At 68.6% G+C, this 16447-nt stretch carries 13 protein-coding genes and 4 pseudogenes; 6 read left to right on the forward strand and 11 right to left on the reverse strand.

Annotation, left to right across the window (positions count from 1 at the left end):
• Positions 1-4: 4 nt before the first annotated feature.
• The 8 genes and pseudogenes from ACSJDS_RS14710 to ACSJDS_RS14745 all read right to left on the reverse strand — a co-directional run bounded on the left by ACSJDS_RS14710 (position 5) and on the right by ACSJDS_RS14745 (position 8305).
• Entirely contained in the window at positions 5-985 is a 981-nt protein-coding gene (locus ACSJDS_RS14710) for a septal ring lytic transglycosylase RlpA family protein (protein WP_473033932.1), read from the reverse strand.
• On the reverse strand, positions 982-2046 hold the full coding sequence (mltB, locus tag ACSJDS_RS14715; protein ID WP_473033933.1) for a lytic murein transglycosylase B: 1065 nt from the start codon (positions 2044-2046) through the stop codon (positions 982-984). Before mltB ends, ACSJDS_RS14710 begins: the two co-directional genes overlap by 4 nt.
• 262 nt (positions 2047-2308) lie before the next feature.
• A pseudogene (rodA, locus tag ACSJDS_RS14720) lies at positions 2309-3468 on the reverse strand (rod shape-determining protein RodA).
• A gap of 4 nt (positions 3469-3472) precedes the next feature.
• Positions 3473-5380, reverse strand: coding sequence for a penicillin-binding protein 2 (gene mrdA / locus ACSJDS_RS14725; RefSeq protein ID WP_473033934.1), 1908 nt, complete (start codon positions 5378-5380; stop codon positions 3473-3475).
• A 41-nt stretch (positions 5381-5421) separates the two neighbouring features.
• A pseudogene (gene rlmH / locus ACSJDS_RS14730) lies at positions 5422-5888 on the reverse strand (23S rRNA (pseudouridine(1915)-N(3))-methyltransferase RlmH).
• Positions 5885-6247 (reverse strand): ribosome silencing factor, encoded by a 363-nt coding sequence (rsfS, locus tag ACSJDS_RS14735; protein WP_473033935.1) that lies wholly within the window; start codon positions 6245-6247, stop codon positions 5885-5887. Before rsfS ends, rlmH begins: the two are co-directional and overlap by 4 nt.
• A 67-nt stretch (positions 6248-6314) precedes the next feature.
• On the reverse strand, positions 6315-6944 hold the full coding sequence (nadD, locus tag ACSJDS_RS14740) for a nicotinate-nucleotide adenylyltransferase (RefSeq protein ID WP_473033936.1): 630 nt from the start codon (positions 6942-6944) through the stop codon (positions 6315-6317).
• A gap of 53 nt (positions 6945-6997) precedes the next feature.
• Positions 6998-8305, reverse strand: a complete 1308-nt coding sequence (locus tag ACSJDS_RS14745) for a glutamate-5-semialdehyde dehydrogenase (RefSeq protein WP_473033937.1) — start codon at positions 8303-8305, stop codon at positions 6998-7000.
• A 90-nt stretch (positions 8306-8395) separates the two neighbouring features.
• Here ACSJDS_RS14745 and ACSJDS_RS14750 point away from each other — a divergent pair, with 90 nt between their 5' ends.
• Genes ACSJDS_RS14750 through ACSJDS_RS14770 form a run of 5 tightly spaced genes read left to right on the forward strand, consistent with a single transcriptional unit; the run spans position 8396 to position 11646 of the window.
• On the forward strand, positions 8396-9283 hold the full coding sequence (locus ACSJDS_RS14750) for a hypothetical protein (protein WP_473033938.1): 888 nt from the start codon (positions 8396-8398) through the stop codon (positions 9281-9283).
• Positions 9270-9413: a hypothetical protein gene (locus ACSJDS_RS14755; RefSeq protein ID WP_473033939.1), complete on the forward strand. Its 144-nt coding sequence runs from the start codon at positions 9270-9272 to the stop codon at positions 9411-9413. The genes ACSJDS_RS14750 and ACSJDS_RS14755 overlap by 14 nt, the downstream gene beginning before the upstream one ends.
• Complete coding sequence (locus tag ACSJDS_RS14760) at positions 9389-10204, forward strand: diguanylate cyclase domain-containing protein (RefSeq protein WP_473033940.1); 816 nt, start codon at positions 9389-9391, stop codon at positions 10202-10204. The genes ACSJDS_RS14755 and ACSJDS_RS14760 overlap by 25 nt, the downstream gene beginning before the upstream one ends.
• A gap of 39 nt (positions 10205-10243) precedes the next feature.
• Positions 10244-10786: a DedA family protein gene (locus tag ACSJDS_RS14765; protein ID WP_473033941.1), complete on the forward strand. Its 543-nt coding sequence runs from the start codon at positions 10244-10246 to the stop codon at positions 10784-10786.
• A complete protein-coding gene (locus tag ACSJDS_RS14770; RefSeq protein WP_473033942.1) occupies positions 10777-11646 on the forward strand; it encodes a phosphatase PAP2 family protein in 870 nt (289 codons plus the stop codon). Before ACSJDS_RS14765 ends, ACSJDS_RS14770 begins: the two co-directional genes overlap by 10 nt.
• Positions 11647-11948: 302 nt before the next feature.
• Here ACSJDS_RS14770 and ACSJDS_RS14775 read toward each other — a convergent pair.
• The 3 genes and pseudogenes from ACSJDS_RS14775 to mpl all read right to left on the reverse strand — a co-directional run bounded on the left by ACSJDS_RS14775 (position 11949) and on the right by mpl (position 14706).
• Positions 11949-12571, reverse strand: a pseudogene (locus tag ACSJDS_RS14775) (LysE family translocator).
• A gap of 53 nt (positions 12572-12624) precedes the next feature.
• Positions 12625-13323 carry a flavin prenyltransferase UbiX gene (locus ACSJDS_RS14780; protein WP_473033943.1) on the reverse strand — a complete coding sequence of 233 codons (699 nt, stop codon included), beginning with the start codon at positions 13321-13323 and terminating at the stop codon, positions 12625-12627.
• Positions 13316-14706: pseudogene (mpl, locus tag ACSJDS_RS14785) on the reverse strand (UDP-N-acetylmuramate:L-alanyl-gamma-D-glutamyl-meso-diaminopimelate ligase). Before mpl ends, ACSJDS_RS14780 begins: the two are co-directional and overlap by 8 nt.
• Before the next feature lie 460 nt (positions 14707-15166).
• Between mpl and ACSJDS_RS14790 the strand changes: the two are divergent.
• A complete protein-coding gene (locus tag ACSJDS_RS14790; RefSeq protein WP_473033945.1) occupies positions 15167-16426 on the forward strand; it encodes a 6-phosphofructokinase in 1260 nt (419 codons plus the stop codon).
• Positions 16427-16447 lie beyond the last annotated feature (21 nt).

Consider the following 16447-nt stretch of genomic DNA (forward strand, 5'->3'; position numbering starts at 1 on the left):
CCGGTCATTCGGCACCGTTGACGACAAAGGCCTGGCCGAAGCCGGCGCGGCGCAGCTCGTCGCGCAGCGGACCGACCTGGCCGGCATCGGCCAGAGGGCCGACCTGCACCCGGTGCATACCGGTGGCGCTGGCCACCCGCACCGGATGCGACAGCTCGCTCTTGAGCCGCGCCTTGAGCGCCTGGGCGCTGTCTGCCGAGCCAAGCGCGGCGATCTGTAGGTAAATGGGGCGGCCTTCCGCGGGGCGGATGGCGTCGGGGGAGGCCCCGTTGGCGGCGGGCTGGCCACTCGCCGGGGCCGCGGCCAGCTCGCGGGCCGAGGCCTCGGCGACATCGGCGACGCTTGTGGCGGGCGCAGGGCGCTGGGCCCCGCCTCCCGAGTTCTGGCCGCGTTCGGCCAGCCAGCGCTCGGCATCGATCGCCTCCACCTTCACCCGCCCGGTCCCGTGGTCGAGGATGTCCAGGCGCGCCGCGGCGGCATAGGAGAGATCGATCTCGCGGTCGTTATGGAAGGGCCCGCGGTCGTTGACCCGCACGATCACCGACCGACCGTTATCGAGGCTGGTCACCCGCGCATAGGTGGGCAGCGGCAGCGACCGATGGGCGGCGGTCATCTTGTACATGTCGTAGATCTCGCCGTTGGAGGTAGCGTAGCCGTGGAACTTCTCCCCGTACCAGGAGGCGGTGCCCTCACGGGCATAGCCCTGCGCATCCGGCAGCACCCGATAGGTCTTGCCCCACACCTCATAGGTGGGGCGGTTGCCGCCACGCGAGAGCGGCTCCACTCGGGGGACCGCGTCGGGCACCCGGCTGACGTCGGGAGGATCTTCCGGATAGGCGTCCCCGGCCATGGCGTAGCGCTCGCCGCTGGCGGGCGGGGTCGGCGTCGTGGCGCTCTCCCGCAGGGTCTCCCTGGGTGTGCCACCGCCGCCGGCACAGCCTACCAGCAGCGCCGCCACGACCAGGACCGCTCCAAAGCGTCTCATGCGTCGCCTCCTGCAGCGTCGTCCGCCTCGAGCGGCGTGTGGGCCAGGGCCCGGGTCGCCTCGATGGCCTCGGCCAGCTCGGTCACCGCCATGGCGTAGAGGTGGCTGTGATTGTAGCGGGTGACGACATAGAAGTTGTGGTCGCCCAACACGTAGCGCCAGTTGCCCTCACCGTCCTCCAGGGAGACCGGCAGCAGGGGGTAGTCGTCGGCAAGGCCCTCCGGCACGCTGATACCGGCTTGCGACACAGCCTCGAGAGGCACTGCCGGCGGACGGGCCGCACGGTTGAAATCGATCCCCTCGGGCGGTGTCTCGGGTCCCGTGGCCTCATGGTAGATCGGCTCGGCTTTACGCCAGCCGTGCTCGGCGAAGTAGTTGCCTACGCTGCCGATGGCATCCACCGGGTTGGTCCAGAGATCGCGCCGGCCATCGCCGTCGAAGTCCACCGCATAGGCCCGATAGCTGGTGGGAATGAACTGCGGGTAACCCATGGCGCCGGCATAAGAGCCCTTGAGAGTGCCGGGGTCGACGCCCTGCTCGCGGGTGATCTCCAGGAAGGCGGCCAGCTCGCCGCGGAAGAAACCGCCGCGCACCGGGTGGTGAAAGGCCAGGGTCGACAGCGAGTCCAGGACCCGGTGACGACCGGTGAAGCGGCCGTAGCTGGTCTCGACCCCGATGATGGCGGCGATCATCGCCGGCGGCACGCCGTATTCCGCCTCGGCGCGGGCGAAGGCCTCGGCGTGCGCCTCGATGAAGGCCGCGCCACGCTCGACCCGCTCGGGCTGCAGGAAGATCTCGCGATACTCGTCCCAGCGCAGGTGGCGCTCGGCAGCGCCCGCCATGGCATCCAGCACCTCCTGCTGGAAGACCGCGTCGCCCATGGCGCTTTCCAGCCAGTCGCGCTCGATGCCGCGCTCAACCAGCTCCTCGATCAGCTGCAGCGTCTCCTCATGGGCGGCGGGGTCGAAATCGGCGGCGCTGAGCGCTGTCGCCCCCCCGCCTAGTGCAGCCGCGGCCAGGGCCGTCAGCGCCCGCTTCTTCCACTTGCTTGCTGGCATCATCCGCGTGCCACTCCCTGATATTTCCGTCATCGAACTCGCCTAGGCACCGTCTGAAAACTGGCTACGCTCGACCATACGGCGTTAAAAATCGGCTCAAAGTACTCATTTACACCCAGTAAACTCCGTCATTTCGCCGATTTTTGCCTTGTCTGGCCTTCGCTCGCCGACTTTTCGGACAAAGCCTAGCAGCCTGTCGGAGTTAACGTTGATCTGCTATGAAAACCGGGCTTTCTCGCGATGATCGGTCAAATCCGACAGGCGGCTAGCGCGGCAGCAGCCGGCGATGGCCGTGAATCGACATGAGAATACCGAAACCGGCCAGCAAGGTCACGCTGGAGGTGCCCCCGTAGCTCACCAGCGGCAGGGGCACTCCGACCACCGGCAGGATACCGCTGACCATGCCCACATTGACGAACACATAGATGAAAAACGTCAGGATGATGCTGCCGCCCAGCAGCCGACCAAAGGAGTCGTGGGCGGCCGCCGCCAGCCACAGGCCGCGAATCACGATCAGCAAGAACAGCGTCAGCACCGCCAGCATCCCTACCAGGCCGAACTCCTCCCCCAGCACCGCGACGATGAAGTCGGTATGGCGCTCGGGCAGGAACTCCAGCTGCGACTGGGTGCCCTGCAGCCAGCCCTTGCCCCACAGCCCGCCGCTGCCGATGGCGGTGGTCGACTGGATGATGTTCCAGCCCGCCCCCAGCGGGTCGCTCTCGGGATTGAGGAAGGTCAGCACCCGCTGGCGCTGGTAGCCGTGCAGGTTCATCCACACCAGCGGTAGCGCCGCCGCCGCCAGCGCAGCGAAAAAGGCGATGAAGCGCCAGGAGAGCCCCGCCAGGAGCACCACGAAGATCGCCGCGCAGGCCACCAGCAGCGAGGTACCGAGGTCCGGCTGGCGGGCGATCAGCAGCACCGGGACGCCGATGAGCAGCGCGCATACCGCCAGGTCTCGCCAGCACGGCGGGAGCTCGCGTCGACTCAGGTAGGCCGCCACCATCAGCGGCATGGCCAGCTTCATCATCTCCGAGGGCTGAAAACGCACCACCCCGGGAATGGTCAGCCAGCGCTTGGCGCCCATGCCCACATCCCCAATCAGTTCCACGGCCACCAGCATCAGCAGCCCCCGCCGTAGACCAGCGGGGCCCAGCGCAGCAGGCCTGCGGGGGTGACCTGGGCGAGGGCCAGCATGACCACCAGCGCCACCAGAAAGCGCGAACCCTGGGCGATGACCGCCTCGATGCGCTGGCCGCTGGCGCTGTAGAGCACCGCCAGTCCGGCCACCATCAGCACCAGCAGCATGGCCAGCAGCCAGGGATCGAGGTGGGTACGCTCCCACAGGCTCTTGCGCCGGGACATCCCGCTCTCGGGGGGGCGTACCGGATAGCCGCGCAGGCTTCTTGTCAGATCCATCAGTGCCATGCCGTCAGTTTCCCGCCACGCTGCCAGTGTCGTTTTCCATCGCCTCGCGCAGCTCCTCGACGTCCGCCGCCTCGTCTTCCAGGAGCCAGCGATCGGTCATGGCGCGGGCCAGATGGGCGGCATGGGTGCTCCCGCCCCCGGCATTCTCGACGATCACCGCCACGGCGATCTGCGGGTCCTCGAGGGGAGCGAACGCCATGAACAGGGCATGATCGCGCAGGCGCTCGGCCAGCTCGTCGGCGTCATAGCGCTGATCCTGGCCCAGCGAGAAGACCTGCGCCGTGCCAGACTTGCCGGCCATGCGATACTCGAGCCCCGCGCCGGTGCGCCGCGCCGTCCCCTCATGGCCGCTGAGCACCTTCTCCATGCCGGAGAAGACGCGGTCCCACCAGCCGTCATTCGTCACCTCGATATTGGGCGGAGTGTCCGGCAGCGCCCCCTGCACCGGCGCATCGCCGATCCGGCTGGCCAGGCGCGGCTTGACCCACTCGCCCCGGTTGGCCAGCACCGCGGTGGCGGTGGCCAGCTGCAGCGGGGTGACCTGCCAGTAGCCCTGGCCGATGCCTACCGAGAGGGTCTCGCCGGGATACCAGGGCTGACCGAAACGCCCTCGCTTCCACTCCCGCGAGGGCATCAGGGCCGCGCTCTCGCCGAAGACATCGTGGGCCACCCGCTGACCGAAGCCGTAGGCGCTCATGCGGGCATGCACCCGATCAATCCCCAGGTCGTGGGCCAGGGCATAGTAGTAGGTGTTGTTGGAGACGGCGATGGAGCGCTCCATATCCACCCGTCCATGCCCCCAGCGCAGCCAGTTGCGGTAGCGCCGTGAATCGTTGGGAAGCTGATAGTAGCCGGGGTCGTTGATGGTACGATCTGGCGTAATGGCCCCTTCGACCAGTCCCGCCATGGCCAAGAACGGCTTGATCGTGGACCCCGGCGGATACTGCCCCCGAATCGCCCGGTTGAACAGCGGCAGGTCGATGTCGTTCTGCAGCGCCCGGTAGGAGGCGACGTCGATGCCGGTGACGAACTGGTTGCTGTCGAATCCCGGGGCCGAAACCATGGCCAGTATCTCACCGGTCTTGGGGGCGATCGCCACGATGGAGCCGCGACGACCGTCGAGCAGCTCGTAGGCCAGGGTCTGCAGCTCCTTGTCCAGGGTCAGGGTCAGGTCCTGTCCCGGCACCGGATCGGTGCGCCCGAGCTCACGCAGCACCCGGCCGCGGGCGTTGGTCTCGACCTTGCGCAGCCCGGCCTGGCCGTGCAGCACATCCTCGTAGAAGCGTTCTACCCCGGTCTTGCCGATGAAGTGGGTGCCCGCATAGCGACCGCTGTCCAGGCGCTGCAGCTCCTCGGCATTGATCCGTCCCACGTAACCCAGGGCATGGGCCATGATCTCGGCGTCGGGGTAGTAGCGTAGCAGCTGGGCCTCGACCTCGACGCCGGGCAGGCGGTGGCGGTTGACCGCCAGCCGAGCGATCTGCGCCTCGTCGAGGTCGCTCATCAGCAGCGCCGGCTGGAAGGGGCGCTGACGCTGCCGCGCGCGAACGCGAAAGGCTGCCGCCGCCTCCTCGTTGAGCTCGAGCAGCTCCACCAGCAGCGCCAGGGTGGAATCCAGGTCGACCACCCGCTCGCGAATCAGGGTGAGATTGTAGGTGGGCCGATTCTCGGCCAGCAGGACGCCGTTGCGGTCGTGGATCAGCCCCCGGGTCGGCGGCAGCGGCTCGACGCGCACCCGGTTCTTTTCCGACCGGGTGCTGTAGACCTCGTGCTGGACGACCTGCAGATAGACCAGCCGCCCCATCAGCAGCCCGGTCAGGGTCACGATCAGCAGCACCGCCACCAGCGAGCGAATGCGAAAGATGCGCAGCTCCTGCTGGGGGTTCTTGAGGGGGTCACGGCGCTCGCGCATGCCGGCAAGGACCTCGCAAAAGGGACGCGTTCAGGCGTCGGTCAGCGGTGATAGGGATGCCCCACCAGCAGGGTCCAGGCACGATAGAGCTGCTCGGCCAGCATCACCCTGACCAGCGGATGCGGCAGCGTCAGCGGCGACAGCGACCAGCGCTGATCGGCGCTGGCGGACAGCGCCGGCAGCAGCCCATCCGGGCCGCCTACCAGCAGGGCCACGTCGCGCCCCGCCAATCGCCAGCCTTCGGCTTGCTGGGCCAGCTGCTCGGTGCTCCAGGGTTTGCCGCCAACTTCCAGCGCCACGGTGATATCGTCATCGCGCAGGCGCTCGCGAATGCGCTGCGCCTCGAGTGAGACGGCACGCGCCACGTCGGCATTCTTCCCCGCTGACCGGGCGCGATCTCCTCGATCTCCAGGGCAAAGTCCCGGGGCAGGCGCTTGCGATAGGTCTCCACCCCCTCGTTCACCCAGGCGGGCATCCGTGTTCCCACCGCCAGCAGGCGAACCCTCATGCTCCGCCGCGCTCCGATTCTCGCTCGCTATCGCTGGGCAGGTCGGCCCAGAGGCGCTCGAGGTCGTAGAGCTCACGGGTCTCGGGCAGCATGACATGCACCACCAGGTCTCCCAGATCCACCAGCACCCAGTCGGCGCCGGCCTCCCCTTCCACGCCGAGAGGCTGAAGTCCCTCGGCTTTTGCCACCTCGACCACATTGTTGGCCAGCGCCGCCACATGGCGGGTGGAGGTGCCGCTGGCCACTACCATCAGGTCGGTGACACTGGTGAGGTGCGATACGTCCAACATCGCCACGTCCTTGGCCTTGAGTTGCTCCAGCGCGTCCACCACCAGAGTCCTGAGCGAATCGATGTGCATAGTCCCTCGTCAACGGGAAGTCATGGTCAGCGACCATTGTATCGTCTTGTGGCACGGCTGGCAGCGTTCAAGGGCTGCGATAGAGGCCTTGGCGCTGGATCCGCGTCTCCACCGCCTCGGGGAGCAGATAGCGCACGCTGGCGCCGCTGGCCAGTCGACGCCGCACCTCGGTGGCGGAGATCGCCATTCGCGTGGGAAGCCGCAGCCGCAGCAGCCCGCCCGCCGGGTGCCGCATCAGGGACTCGACGCTATCGACCTCGCGCCCCTGGATCAGTTCGGCCAGGGGCGCAGAGAGCGACGCCTGGTAGTCGGGGCGGTCGATCACCACCAGATGGGCCAGGGCGAAGAGTCGCTGTGGCGCGTGCCAGTCGGCCAGGCGCAGGAAGGCATCGACGCCCAAGGCCATCACCAGCCTGGCCTCGGGACCGTAGGTGTCGCGCAGGGCCGCCAGGGTATCGGCGCTGTAGGAGGGGCCGTCGCGGTCGAGCTCGCGAGAATCGGCGACGAGGCCTGGGGTGTCGCCGATCCCCGCCTCGAGCAGCGCCAGACGCGTTTCGGGGGCCACCCGGGGCTCGCCGCGCAGCGGCGGCATGGCGGCCGGGATCATATGGACCCGATCCAGGGCCAGCGCCTCGCGCAGCTCCACGGCGCTGCGCAGATGCCCCAGGTGCACCGGGTCGAAGGTGCCGCCGAGCATGGCGACACGCGGTGCACAAGGCGGCTCGCCCACGGGCCGCAGAGGCCTCTGGCTCACTGGCGTACCTGGCCGTCGCCGTAGACCACGTACTTGCGAGTGGTGAGCCCCTCAAGGCCCACCGGCCCCCTGGCATGGAGCTTATCGGTAGAGATGCCGATCTCGGCACCCAGGCCATACTCGAAGCCGTCGGCGAAGCGGGTCGAGGCGTTGACCATCACGGAACTGGAATCGACCTCCGCCATGAAGCGCCGCGCCAACCCATAGTGCTCGGTGACGATGGCATCGGTATGGTGGGAGCCATAGCGCTCGATATGCTCGATCGCCGCCTCGATGCCATCCACCACCCGCACCGCCAGCACCGGCGCCAGGTATTCGGCGTGCCAGTCCTGCTCGCCGGCCTCGGCCGCCTGGGGCAGCACCGCCCGGGTGCGGGTGCAGCCGCGCAGCTCGACGCCGTGGGCGGCGTAGGCCTCGGCCAGGCGCGGCAGCAGCGTCTCGGCCACCGGCGCGTCGACCAGCAGCGTCTCCATGGTGTTGCAGGTGCCATAGCGCTGCGTCTTGGCGTTCACGGCGATCTTCAGCGCCTTGTCGGGATCGGCGCTGGCATCGATGTAGACGTGGCAGACCCCGTCCAGGTGCTTGATCACCGGCACCCGCGCCTCACGACTGATGCGCTCGATCAGCGACTTGCCGCCACGCGGGATGATCACGTCGACGAACTCGGGCATGGCAATCAGGCGCCCCACGGCGGCGCGGTCGGTGGTCGCCACCACCTGCACTGCCGCCTCGGGCAGGCCGGCATCGCGCAGCCCGGCATCGATGCAGGCGGCAATGGCGGCGTTGGACTCGCGCGCCTCTGAGCCACCGCGTAGGATGGCGGCATTGCCCGACTTGAGACACAGGCTGGCGGCTTCCAGGGTGACGTTGGGCCGCGACTCATAGATGATGCCGATCACCCCCAGCGGCACCCGCATCTGCCCCACCTGGATGCCGCTGGGACGCGCACGCAGCCCGTCGATCTCGCCGACCGGGTCGGGCAGCGTCGCGACCTGCTTCAGGCCTTCGATCATGGCGTCCAGGCGCCCTTCGTCGAGGGCCAGGCGATCGAGCAGGGCCGCCTCGAGGCCAGCGTCCTGTCCCCGCGCCAGATCGGCGGCGTTGGCCGCCAGCACCGCCGAGCGCGCTTCATCGAGCCGCTCGGCCATGGCCAGCAGGGCGGCGTTCTTGTCGGCGGTGGCAGCGCGACGCATACGGGTGGCGGCCTGGCGCGCAGCCTGGCCGAGGCGCGTCATATAAGCGTCGACATCGCCGGTACCCTGGGCATCGACGAAACCTTGAGTGTCTGTGACGTGAGCGGACATGCGGTAAGAAATCTCCTTGGCCGCGGCGCCATCCGGCGCGGCGGGCATTATACTGGCGCGACTCTGCGTTGAGCTCCATAGTAAGGCACCATGCAAAGCAAGTACAAAGTCGGCCGGATGCGGCTGAACCTGCTGGCCGCGGCCCTGCTGCTGGCCGTGCTGGCCTACCGTTCTGAGCTGGCCTCCAGCGCCCTGCTGCTATGGCTGGCGGTGGCTTGGCTGACGGTGACGGCGGCGCTGCTGGAATTCAGCCACCGCCGTCCGGCGACGATCCCCTGGCAGCTGCTGCCGAGCCTGCTGCTGGCCGGCCTGCTGTGGACGGACCCGCATCGCCATGCGCTGTGGATCTGGGTCTGGCCCGCCCTGCTGATGCTTCCCCAGCCGAGCTGGATGCTGGCCTTCAGCATCGCCCTGGCCACCCTGACCTGGTGGTCGCTCTACGACCTCTGGGGCTTCGAGCAGGCGCTACTCTCGGGGCTGGTGCTGGCGACGCTGATGCTGCTCGGGATGGCCCATAACCGCCAGCTCCAACCGCTGCGGCTGGCGGCCCGTCAACGCGCCAGGCTCATTCCCGGGCTCTCGCTCTGGTCGGCCCAGCAGCTCAGCGCCGACCTGCAGCGGGAGCGCGCTCGCTGCCGTCGCGAGGGCGTGCATGGCGAGCTGCTGCTGATCAGGACGCCGCGCCATCTGCTGTGGTCATCGGCCCAGGAGCTATGCCGCCAGACCCACGGCTTCGAGAATTGCTATCGCCTTGACCATCGCACCCTGGCGGCCCTGCTGTTGAGCCGTGACGTCAACCAGGCCGCGCAGCGCCGCCGGGGGCTGCTGGAACGGCTACGGGCACCGACCAAGGCTCGCTTCGTCAGCCTGAACGCTGCCAGCAGCCTCAAGGAGCAGCTGCAGCGACTCGAACGCCAAGACACCTCGCTGGAGATCGAGGCCCCCACCGACATGGAGATCGGCCATGGCGGAAGATGAACAGTGGGCGGCCCGGCGCTTTGCCGCCGCCTACGCCGTCGGTGCGCTGCTGGTGGCAGGCTACGCCTTCTGGCACTACCTGATGGGGACTACGCACGCATTCTGGTGCCGGCGGTACTGGCACTGCTGATGCTGGTCGCGGCCCTGCTGCGCCTGGCGCTGGCTAGCCGGGCCAGGCCCTCGGCCTACCTGGTTCTGATCGCCGGCTACCTGATGCTCGCCCTGGAGCTGCCCCACATCGGCGACGCCGGAGCGCTGTGGCTCGGCCTGGCACCGCTGCTGACCCTGCTGCTGCTTCCGCTGGCCTCCGCCATGCTGCTCAACGTGGTGATGGTGCCGATCTGGCTCATGCTGCTGGGCGACGACCAGCTCGACGCCGAGCTGGCGCTGGGGTTTCTGGCCCTGATGGTGGTCGCCACCCTGATCCCCTGGGAACAGCGTCGTCAGCAGGCACTGGTCGAGGCCACCGACCCCCGTGATCCCCACTGCAACGCCCTGACCAAGGCCGCCTTGCGCGAGCTGCTGGCCAGCGAGTTCCAGCGCACGGAGCTCCTCCATCAGCCGCTCGCCGTGCTGGCCATCCATCTGCCGCAGCTGGAAATGGCGGGTGAGCAGTTCGGGCCTCGAACGCACCAGACGCTGATCGACGCCCTGTGCCGAGAGGTCAACCGCTGCTCTCGTCGCCACGACTTCCTCGGCCGCCAGGGCCCGGCCAGCTTCTGGCTGGTGCTACCGGACACCAGCGAGAGCGGGGCGCAGTTGGTTCAGCAACGGATCAAGCAGGCCGTGGCGCACACCGTGCTGGTGGATACCGGACCACTGCAGGCCCCCACGGAGCTCTGCCAGCGCCTGCCCGGCGAGGCTTGGCCGCGCTTCGAGCAGCGCCTGGTCGCCACCACCCGGCGCCTCGCCGATGCCTGACCCCTCCCTTCGGCAGAGTTTCCCCCAAGGAGCTAACGCTTGAGCCTGACCGACTTCCTGTACCAGCTCACCCCCTCCCCCGGCATGCTGCTGCTGATCATCGGCATCATCGCCCTGCTCGAGTCGCTGGCCGTGGTAGGCCTGCTGATTCCCGGCGTGGTGCTGATCACCGCCGCCGCCTCCCTGGCCGGCCACCAGGAGCTGGCCATTCCCGCCGTGCTGCTGGCCGCCTTCGTGGGCGCGGTGGTCGGCGACGGCCTGAGCTTTGCACTGGGCTACACCCAGCGAGAGCGGGTGCCGCGCCTGTGGCCCTTTCGCCAGCACCCGGAGTGGCTCGCCCGCGGCGCCCGCTTCTTCCAGCGTTACGGCACCCTGTCGGTGTTCTTCGGGCGCTTCGTCGGCCCGGTGCGACCGGTGATCCCACTGATTGCCGGCATGCTGCAGATGTCGCCGCGCGCCTTCACCTGGGCTAATGTGGCCTCGGCGCTGATCTGGGCGCCGGCCTATGTGCTGCCGGGCTACCTGCTGGGCCAGACCTGGCAGCAGCTGCTCGACCTCCCCCGGGCCTGGAGATGTGGCTGATCGGCCTGGGGCTGCTGGTGGTCGCCCTGGCAGTGGCCTTCTCCTGGCTGCGCCATCAGGTCACCCGGGCCGGCGCCACTTACCGCGGCCTGGCCCGCCTGGCCGGCCGCCACCCCGCCGCTCGGCGCCTGTGGCTAGCGATGACCCGCGGTCCACGCAACGAAGTCCCGCTGGCTTCCTGGCTGCTGCTGATCGTGTCGCTGGCGGCGCTCTCAGGCTGGACCATCGCGGTCATCCGACAGGCCGGCCCCTTCAGCATGGATCTGACGGTGCATGCCCTGTTTGCGGACCTGACCCTCCCCTGGCTGGACGCCGCCGGACAGGGACTGGCGCGCATCGGCGACACCTACGGTATCGTGGCGCTGATTCTGCCGTGGTCGCTGTGGCTGCTGACCAGGCGGCGACGGGATGCCCTGCTGCACCTCGGCGCCGGGCTCGGCGCCATCGCCGCCCTCAACACCCTGGGCAAGGCGCTGATCGGCCGCCCACGCCCCGAGACCCCGGACTACCTGACCGGCTCGCTGGCCTACCCCAGCGCCCACGCTTCCACCGCGGTCGTGCTTTACGGACTGGCCGCCGCCTTCATCGCCCAGGAGCTGCCCCATCGTCTGCGCTTCTGGGCCTACTGGGCGGCCATCGCCCTCGCCGTGCCCATGGCGCTATCGCGCCTGGTGATCGGGGTGCACTGGCTCAGCGATCTCATCGGCGGGGCGCTGCTCGGCCTGGTGGTCTGCGCCCTGGTGCGGCTAGCCTGGTTGCGCCGGGTCCGGCCGACGCTCACTCCCTGCCCCTGGGTGGCGCTGGCCGCCGCCTCGCTGGTGCTGGTGTCGGCGCGTATCGCCTGGCTACCGCCGGTATGAACCGTATGCCGTAAGCCGTAAGCCGTAAGCCGTAAGCCGTAAGCAATGAGGCTGCTCTCCAACCTCGACGCAGAAATGGTTTCACTCACAGCTTAACGCTTATGGCCTTTTATAAGGTTCGTCGCACGTTAGCGTGAACATCTTTGGCAAGCTTCAAGGTAGGAGGCCGGCTCTGCCGGGCGAAGGCGCCGCAGGCGCCCTTTGGGTAGCGCTGCGCGCTACTTCGCGAGCTAAAGCTCCCTCCCACAGGCCAGTTCACGCCAGTCTGCGAAGAGTCTTTTATAGTTCCCGGCGAAGCCGGGTCACCCCAGCGCCAGCCAGAGCCCGACCCCCACCATCAGCGAGCCGGCGATACGGTTGAGCAGACGCAGATTGCCGCTGTCGCCGAGCAGCCGCCGAAGCCCCTGGCCGCCGGCGGCATAGAGCAGCAGGCAGAGGAACTCGATGGCCAGGATCACCCCGACCAGCACCATCAGCTGGCCGGCGAGCGGGCGTGAGGCGTCGAGAAAGGGGGCAGCAGCGCCACGAAGAAGGCCCAGCCCTTGGGATTGGCCACCGCGGTGACGAACCCCTGCAGGGCCAGCTGCCCGCGGGAGGCACGGGGGAGCTCGACGCGCTCGAGGGGAATCGCCATGCGCCCCCGGGAGCGCCACATCATCACCCCGAGATAGCCCAGATAGGCGCCGCCGGCCCACTTGAACAGCGCGAACAGCTCCGGCTGACGCAGCATCAGGGCGGCGACGCCGGCCCCTGCCGCCAGGGCCACCAGCCCCACCCCGATCAGCTCGCCGGCCATCATCCACAGGGTGCGCCGCACCCCCTGCGTCATGCCCAGGACCATCGAGAGGGTCATGCACATGCCGGGGGTCAGCGATACGAACAGGAAGGTCGGCACGAACACCGACAGCAGCGACAGCTTGATCATCCTCAGCACCTCATCCTTTCATCCTTGAGAATCGGCAGGCTAGCCGGGTGGCGTTACTGGCTGATGTCAATAGCGAGCCGCGCTCGTCGCAACGTAGGCCCGCGCGACTCAGCGGCTCGCGCCGGGCTCCCCCAGCGCGGCATCAGGCGGTGCCCGATCCCCAACTGGTTGAGGATGCGTGCCACGATAAAGTCGACCAGGTCCTCGACCCCCCGCGGCCGGTGGTAGAAGCCGGGCGCGGCGGGCAGGATCACCGCCCCGAGGCGACTCAGGGTGAGCATATGCTCAAGGTGAATGGCCGAGAGCGGCGTCTCCCGCGGCACCAGGATCAGCCGGCGACGCTCCTTGAGGGCCACGTCGGCGGCGCGCTCGATCAGGTTGTTGCTGGCACCACAGGCCACCGCCGAGAGGGTGCCGGTGGAGCAGGGACAGATGACCATGGCCGAGGGCGCGCCGGAGCCGGAGGCCACCGGCGCCATCCAGTCCTCGCGCCCGAAGCAGCGGATCTGTCCCGGGGCGGCGCCGCTGCGCTCGGCGAGCGCCTCGGCCAGCCGTTCGGGACGGGCCGGAAGTTCACTATCGGTCTCGGTGGCAATCACCAGGTGCGCGGCCTTGGAGATCATCACCCAGACCTCGTGATCGGCCGCCACCAGCGCCTCGATCAGGCGCAGGCCATACTGGGCACCGGAGGCGCCGGTCAGGGCCACGGTCACCGGTTCCTCGAAGCCCGCCGCCTCTCTCTCGTCAGCCATGAGCCACCTCCAGGGCAGCGATGAGTTTCTCGTGAATGCCGCCGAAGCCGCCGTTGGACATCACCACGATGCGGTCACCGGGACGCGCCTCGGCCACCAGCTCCGCCACCAGGGCCTCCAGGTCCTGGGTCAGGCGTGCCGGCACCGGGCTCTCCTCGACCACCGGCGCCAGCGACCAGTCAAGCCCCGGCGGCTGATACCAGAAGGCCGCATCGGCAGCGGCAACGCTCTCGGCCAGTCGCGCGCTCAGGGTGCCCAGGCGCATGGTGTTGGAGCGCGGCTCGATGACTGCCAGCAGCCGACCCCGGGCGGTGGCCGCACGCAGGCCCGAGAGGATGGCGGCGATGGCCGTTGGGTGATGGGCGAAGTCGTCGATCACCTGGATGCCGGCGATCTCGCCGCGCACCTCCTGGCGTCGCCGGGGGTCTCGAAGCGGGCCGCCGCCGCACAGCCCCGCGCCAGGTCGACGCCGCACAGATGTGCCGCCGCCAGGGCGGCCAGGGCATTGCGGGCGTTGTAGGCGCCGGTGAGCGGCCAGTCGACCACCGCATCCTCGTCGATGCGCCCGGCGCCCTCCCCCTGCTGGTGAATCACCCGGAAGCGGCTGGCGTCCTCGCGCTCCAGCACGAAGCGCCAGGGGCTTTCGGCCTCGCAGCCGAAGCGCACCACCGGCGTCCAGCAGCCCTGCGCGAGCACCCGCTCGAGCGCCGACTCGCCGTCGGCCACCAGCAGCGTCCCCTTGCCGGGCACGGTGCGCACCAGGTGGTGGAACTGGCGCTCGATGGCGGCGAGGTCGGGGAAGATATCGGCATGGTCGAATTCGAGATTGCCAAGCACGGCGATCTCGGGGCGGTAGTGGACGAACTTGGAGCGCTTGTCGAAGAAGGCGGTATCGTACTCGTCGGCCTCCACGACGAAGGGGCTACCCGGCGCGCCGAGGCGGGCCGAAACGCCGAAATTGCGCGGCACGCCGCCGATCAGAAAGCCAGGCGCCAGCCCCGCGGATTCCAGCAGCCAGGCGAGAAGACTCGCCGTGGTGGTCTTGCCGTGGGTACCGGCCACGGCGATCACCCGCCGCCCAGGCAGCACCTGCTCGGCCAGCCACTGGGGCCCGGAGACATAGGGCAGGCCGAGATCGAGCACCGCCTCCACCTCGGGGTTGCCCCGGGAGAGCGCATTGCCGATCACCACCAGGTCCGGGCGCGGGCTCAGATTGTCGGCGGCATAGCCCTCGCAGAGCGCGATACCGGCCTGTTCGAGCTGGGTACTCATGGGCGGATAGACGCCCGCATCCGAGCCGCTGACCGTGAAGCCCCGCTCACGCGCCAGAAGCGCCAGACTGCCCATGAAGGTGCCACAGATACCGAGGATATGGACGTGCATGCGCTCTCCTGACTGCCTACTTGCGCCGCGGCCTCCCACCGCGGCAGGGTGAGGCGAGACTAGCATGGCACCGGGAGCCCCTCCAGCGGCCAGCGAGCAGCAAGATCGTCCACCGGTCTCGCGCAATTGAGAAAACGAGGGCGCTGGGGCAAGCTGAAGAGGAGGTCCGATTCCAGGGGTGAGAAGCACTGCTTCGAACGGGCTGGCCATGGATGGCCAGCACCGGTCCTGCAAGCGGAGCGGGACGCGAGAGCGAAGCAGGGAATCGGTAGCGTACAGGGAAGTATTCACAGCGCCTCCTCGAAGGCTTGTCGCCAGATAAGCACCGAGTGGCCCACTGCCTACAGCGAGAGGGAGGCTGGATGCAGCCTCGGCCGCTTTCGGCTAGACTATCGCGCCGTTTCACCGACCCGTGAAAACCGCCCATCCCCCTGCACGCGACCCGGAGCACGCAAGCCCCATGGCCCAGCATAACGCCTTCTATGCCCAGTCTGGCGGTGTTACCGCCGTGATCAATGCCAGCGCCTGCGGCGTGATCGAGGCCTGCCGCCGGCATTCCGACCGCATTGGCAAGGTCTATGCCGGTCACAACGGCATCATCGGCGCCCTCACCGAGGACCTGATCGACGTCAGCCAGGAGTCCGACGAGGCCATCGCCGCCCTGCGCCATACCCCCGGCGGCGCCTTCGGCTCCTGCCGCTACAAGCTCAAGGACATCGAGACTCACCGCACCCAGTACGAGCGGCTGATCGAGGTCTTTCGCGCTCACGACATCCGCTACTTCTTCTACAACGGCGGCGGCGACAGTGCCGACACCTGCCTCAAGGTCTCCCAGCTCTCCGAGAAGCTGGGCTATCCTCTGACCGCCATCCACGTGCCCAAGACCGTGGACAACGACCTGCCGATCACCGACAACTCCCCGGGCTTCGGCAGCGTGGCCAAGTACATCGCCACCTCGACCCTGGAAACCTCCCTGGACATCGCCTCCATGTGCGCCACCTCCACCAAGGTGTTCGTGCTCGAGGTGATGGGACGCCACGCCGGCTGGATCGCCGCCGCCGGAGCGCTGGCCGGCGAGGGTGAAGGCGAGCCGCCCCACCTGGTAATTTTCCCCGAGGTGGCCTTCGACCGCGAGGCGGTCATGGCGCGGGTCGAGGAGGCGGTGCAGAAGTACGGCTACTGCGTGATCGTGGTCTCCGAGGGCGCCCGCTACGAGGACGGCACCTTCCTCGCCGACTCCGGCAACACCGACGCCTTCGGCCACCGTCAACTAGGCGGCGTGGCCCCGACGCTGGCCGGCATGGTCAAGCAGGACCTGGGCTACAAGTACCACTGGGCAGTGGCCGACTACCTGCAGCGCGCCGCCCGCCACCTGGCCTCGAAGACCGACGTGGAGCAGGCCTACGCCGTGGGAGAGAAAGCGGTGGAGCTGGCCATCGAGGGCAAGAACGCCATGATGCCGGCGATCAAGCGCACCAGCGATAGCCCCTACGAGTGGGCCATCGAGGCCGCCCCCCTGGCCGAGGTTGCCAACCGCGAGAAGTTCATGCCACGCGAGTTCATTCGCGAGGACGGCTTCGGCATCACCGACGCCTGCCGCCAGTACCTCTCGCCGCTGATCCAGGGCGAGGACTTCCCGCCTTTCGAGAACGGCCTGCCCAAGGTCGCCCATCTCAAGCTGGCCAAGGCGGAACGTAAACTGCCCGAGTTCAAGATCTGACAGGAGCGAGGGACTAGGTAC

The organism is Halomonas sp. SL18_1, from assembly GCF_055755715.1.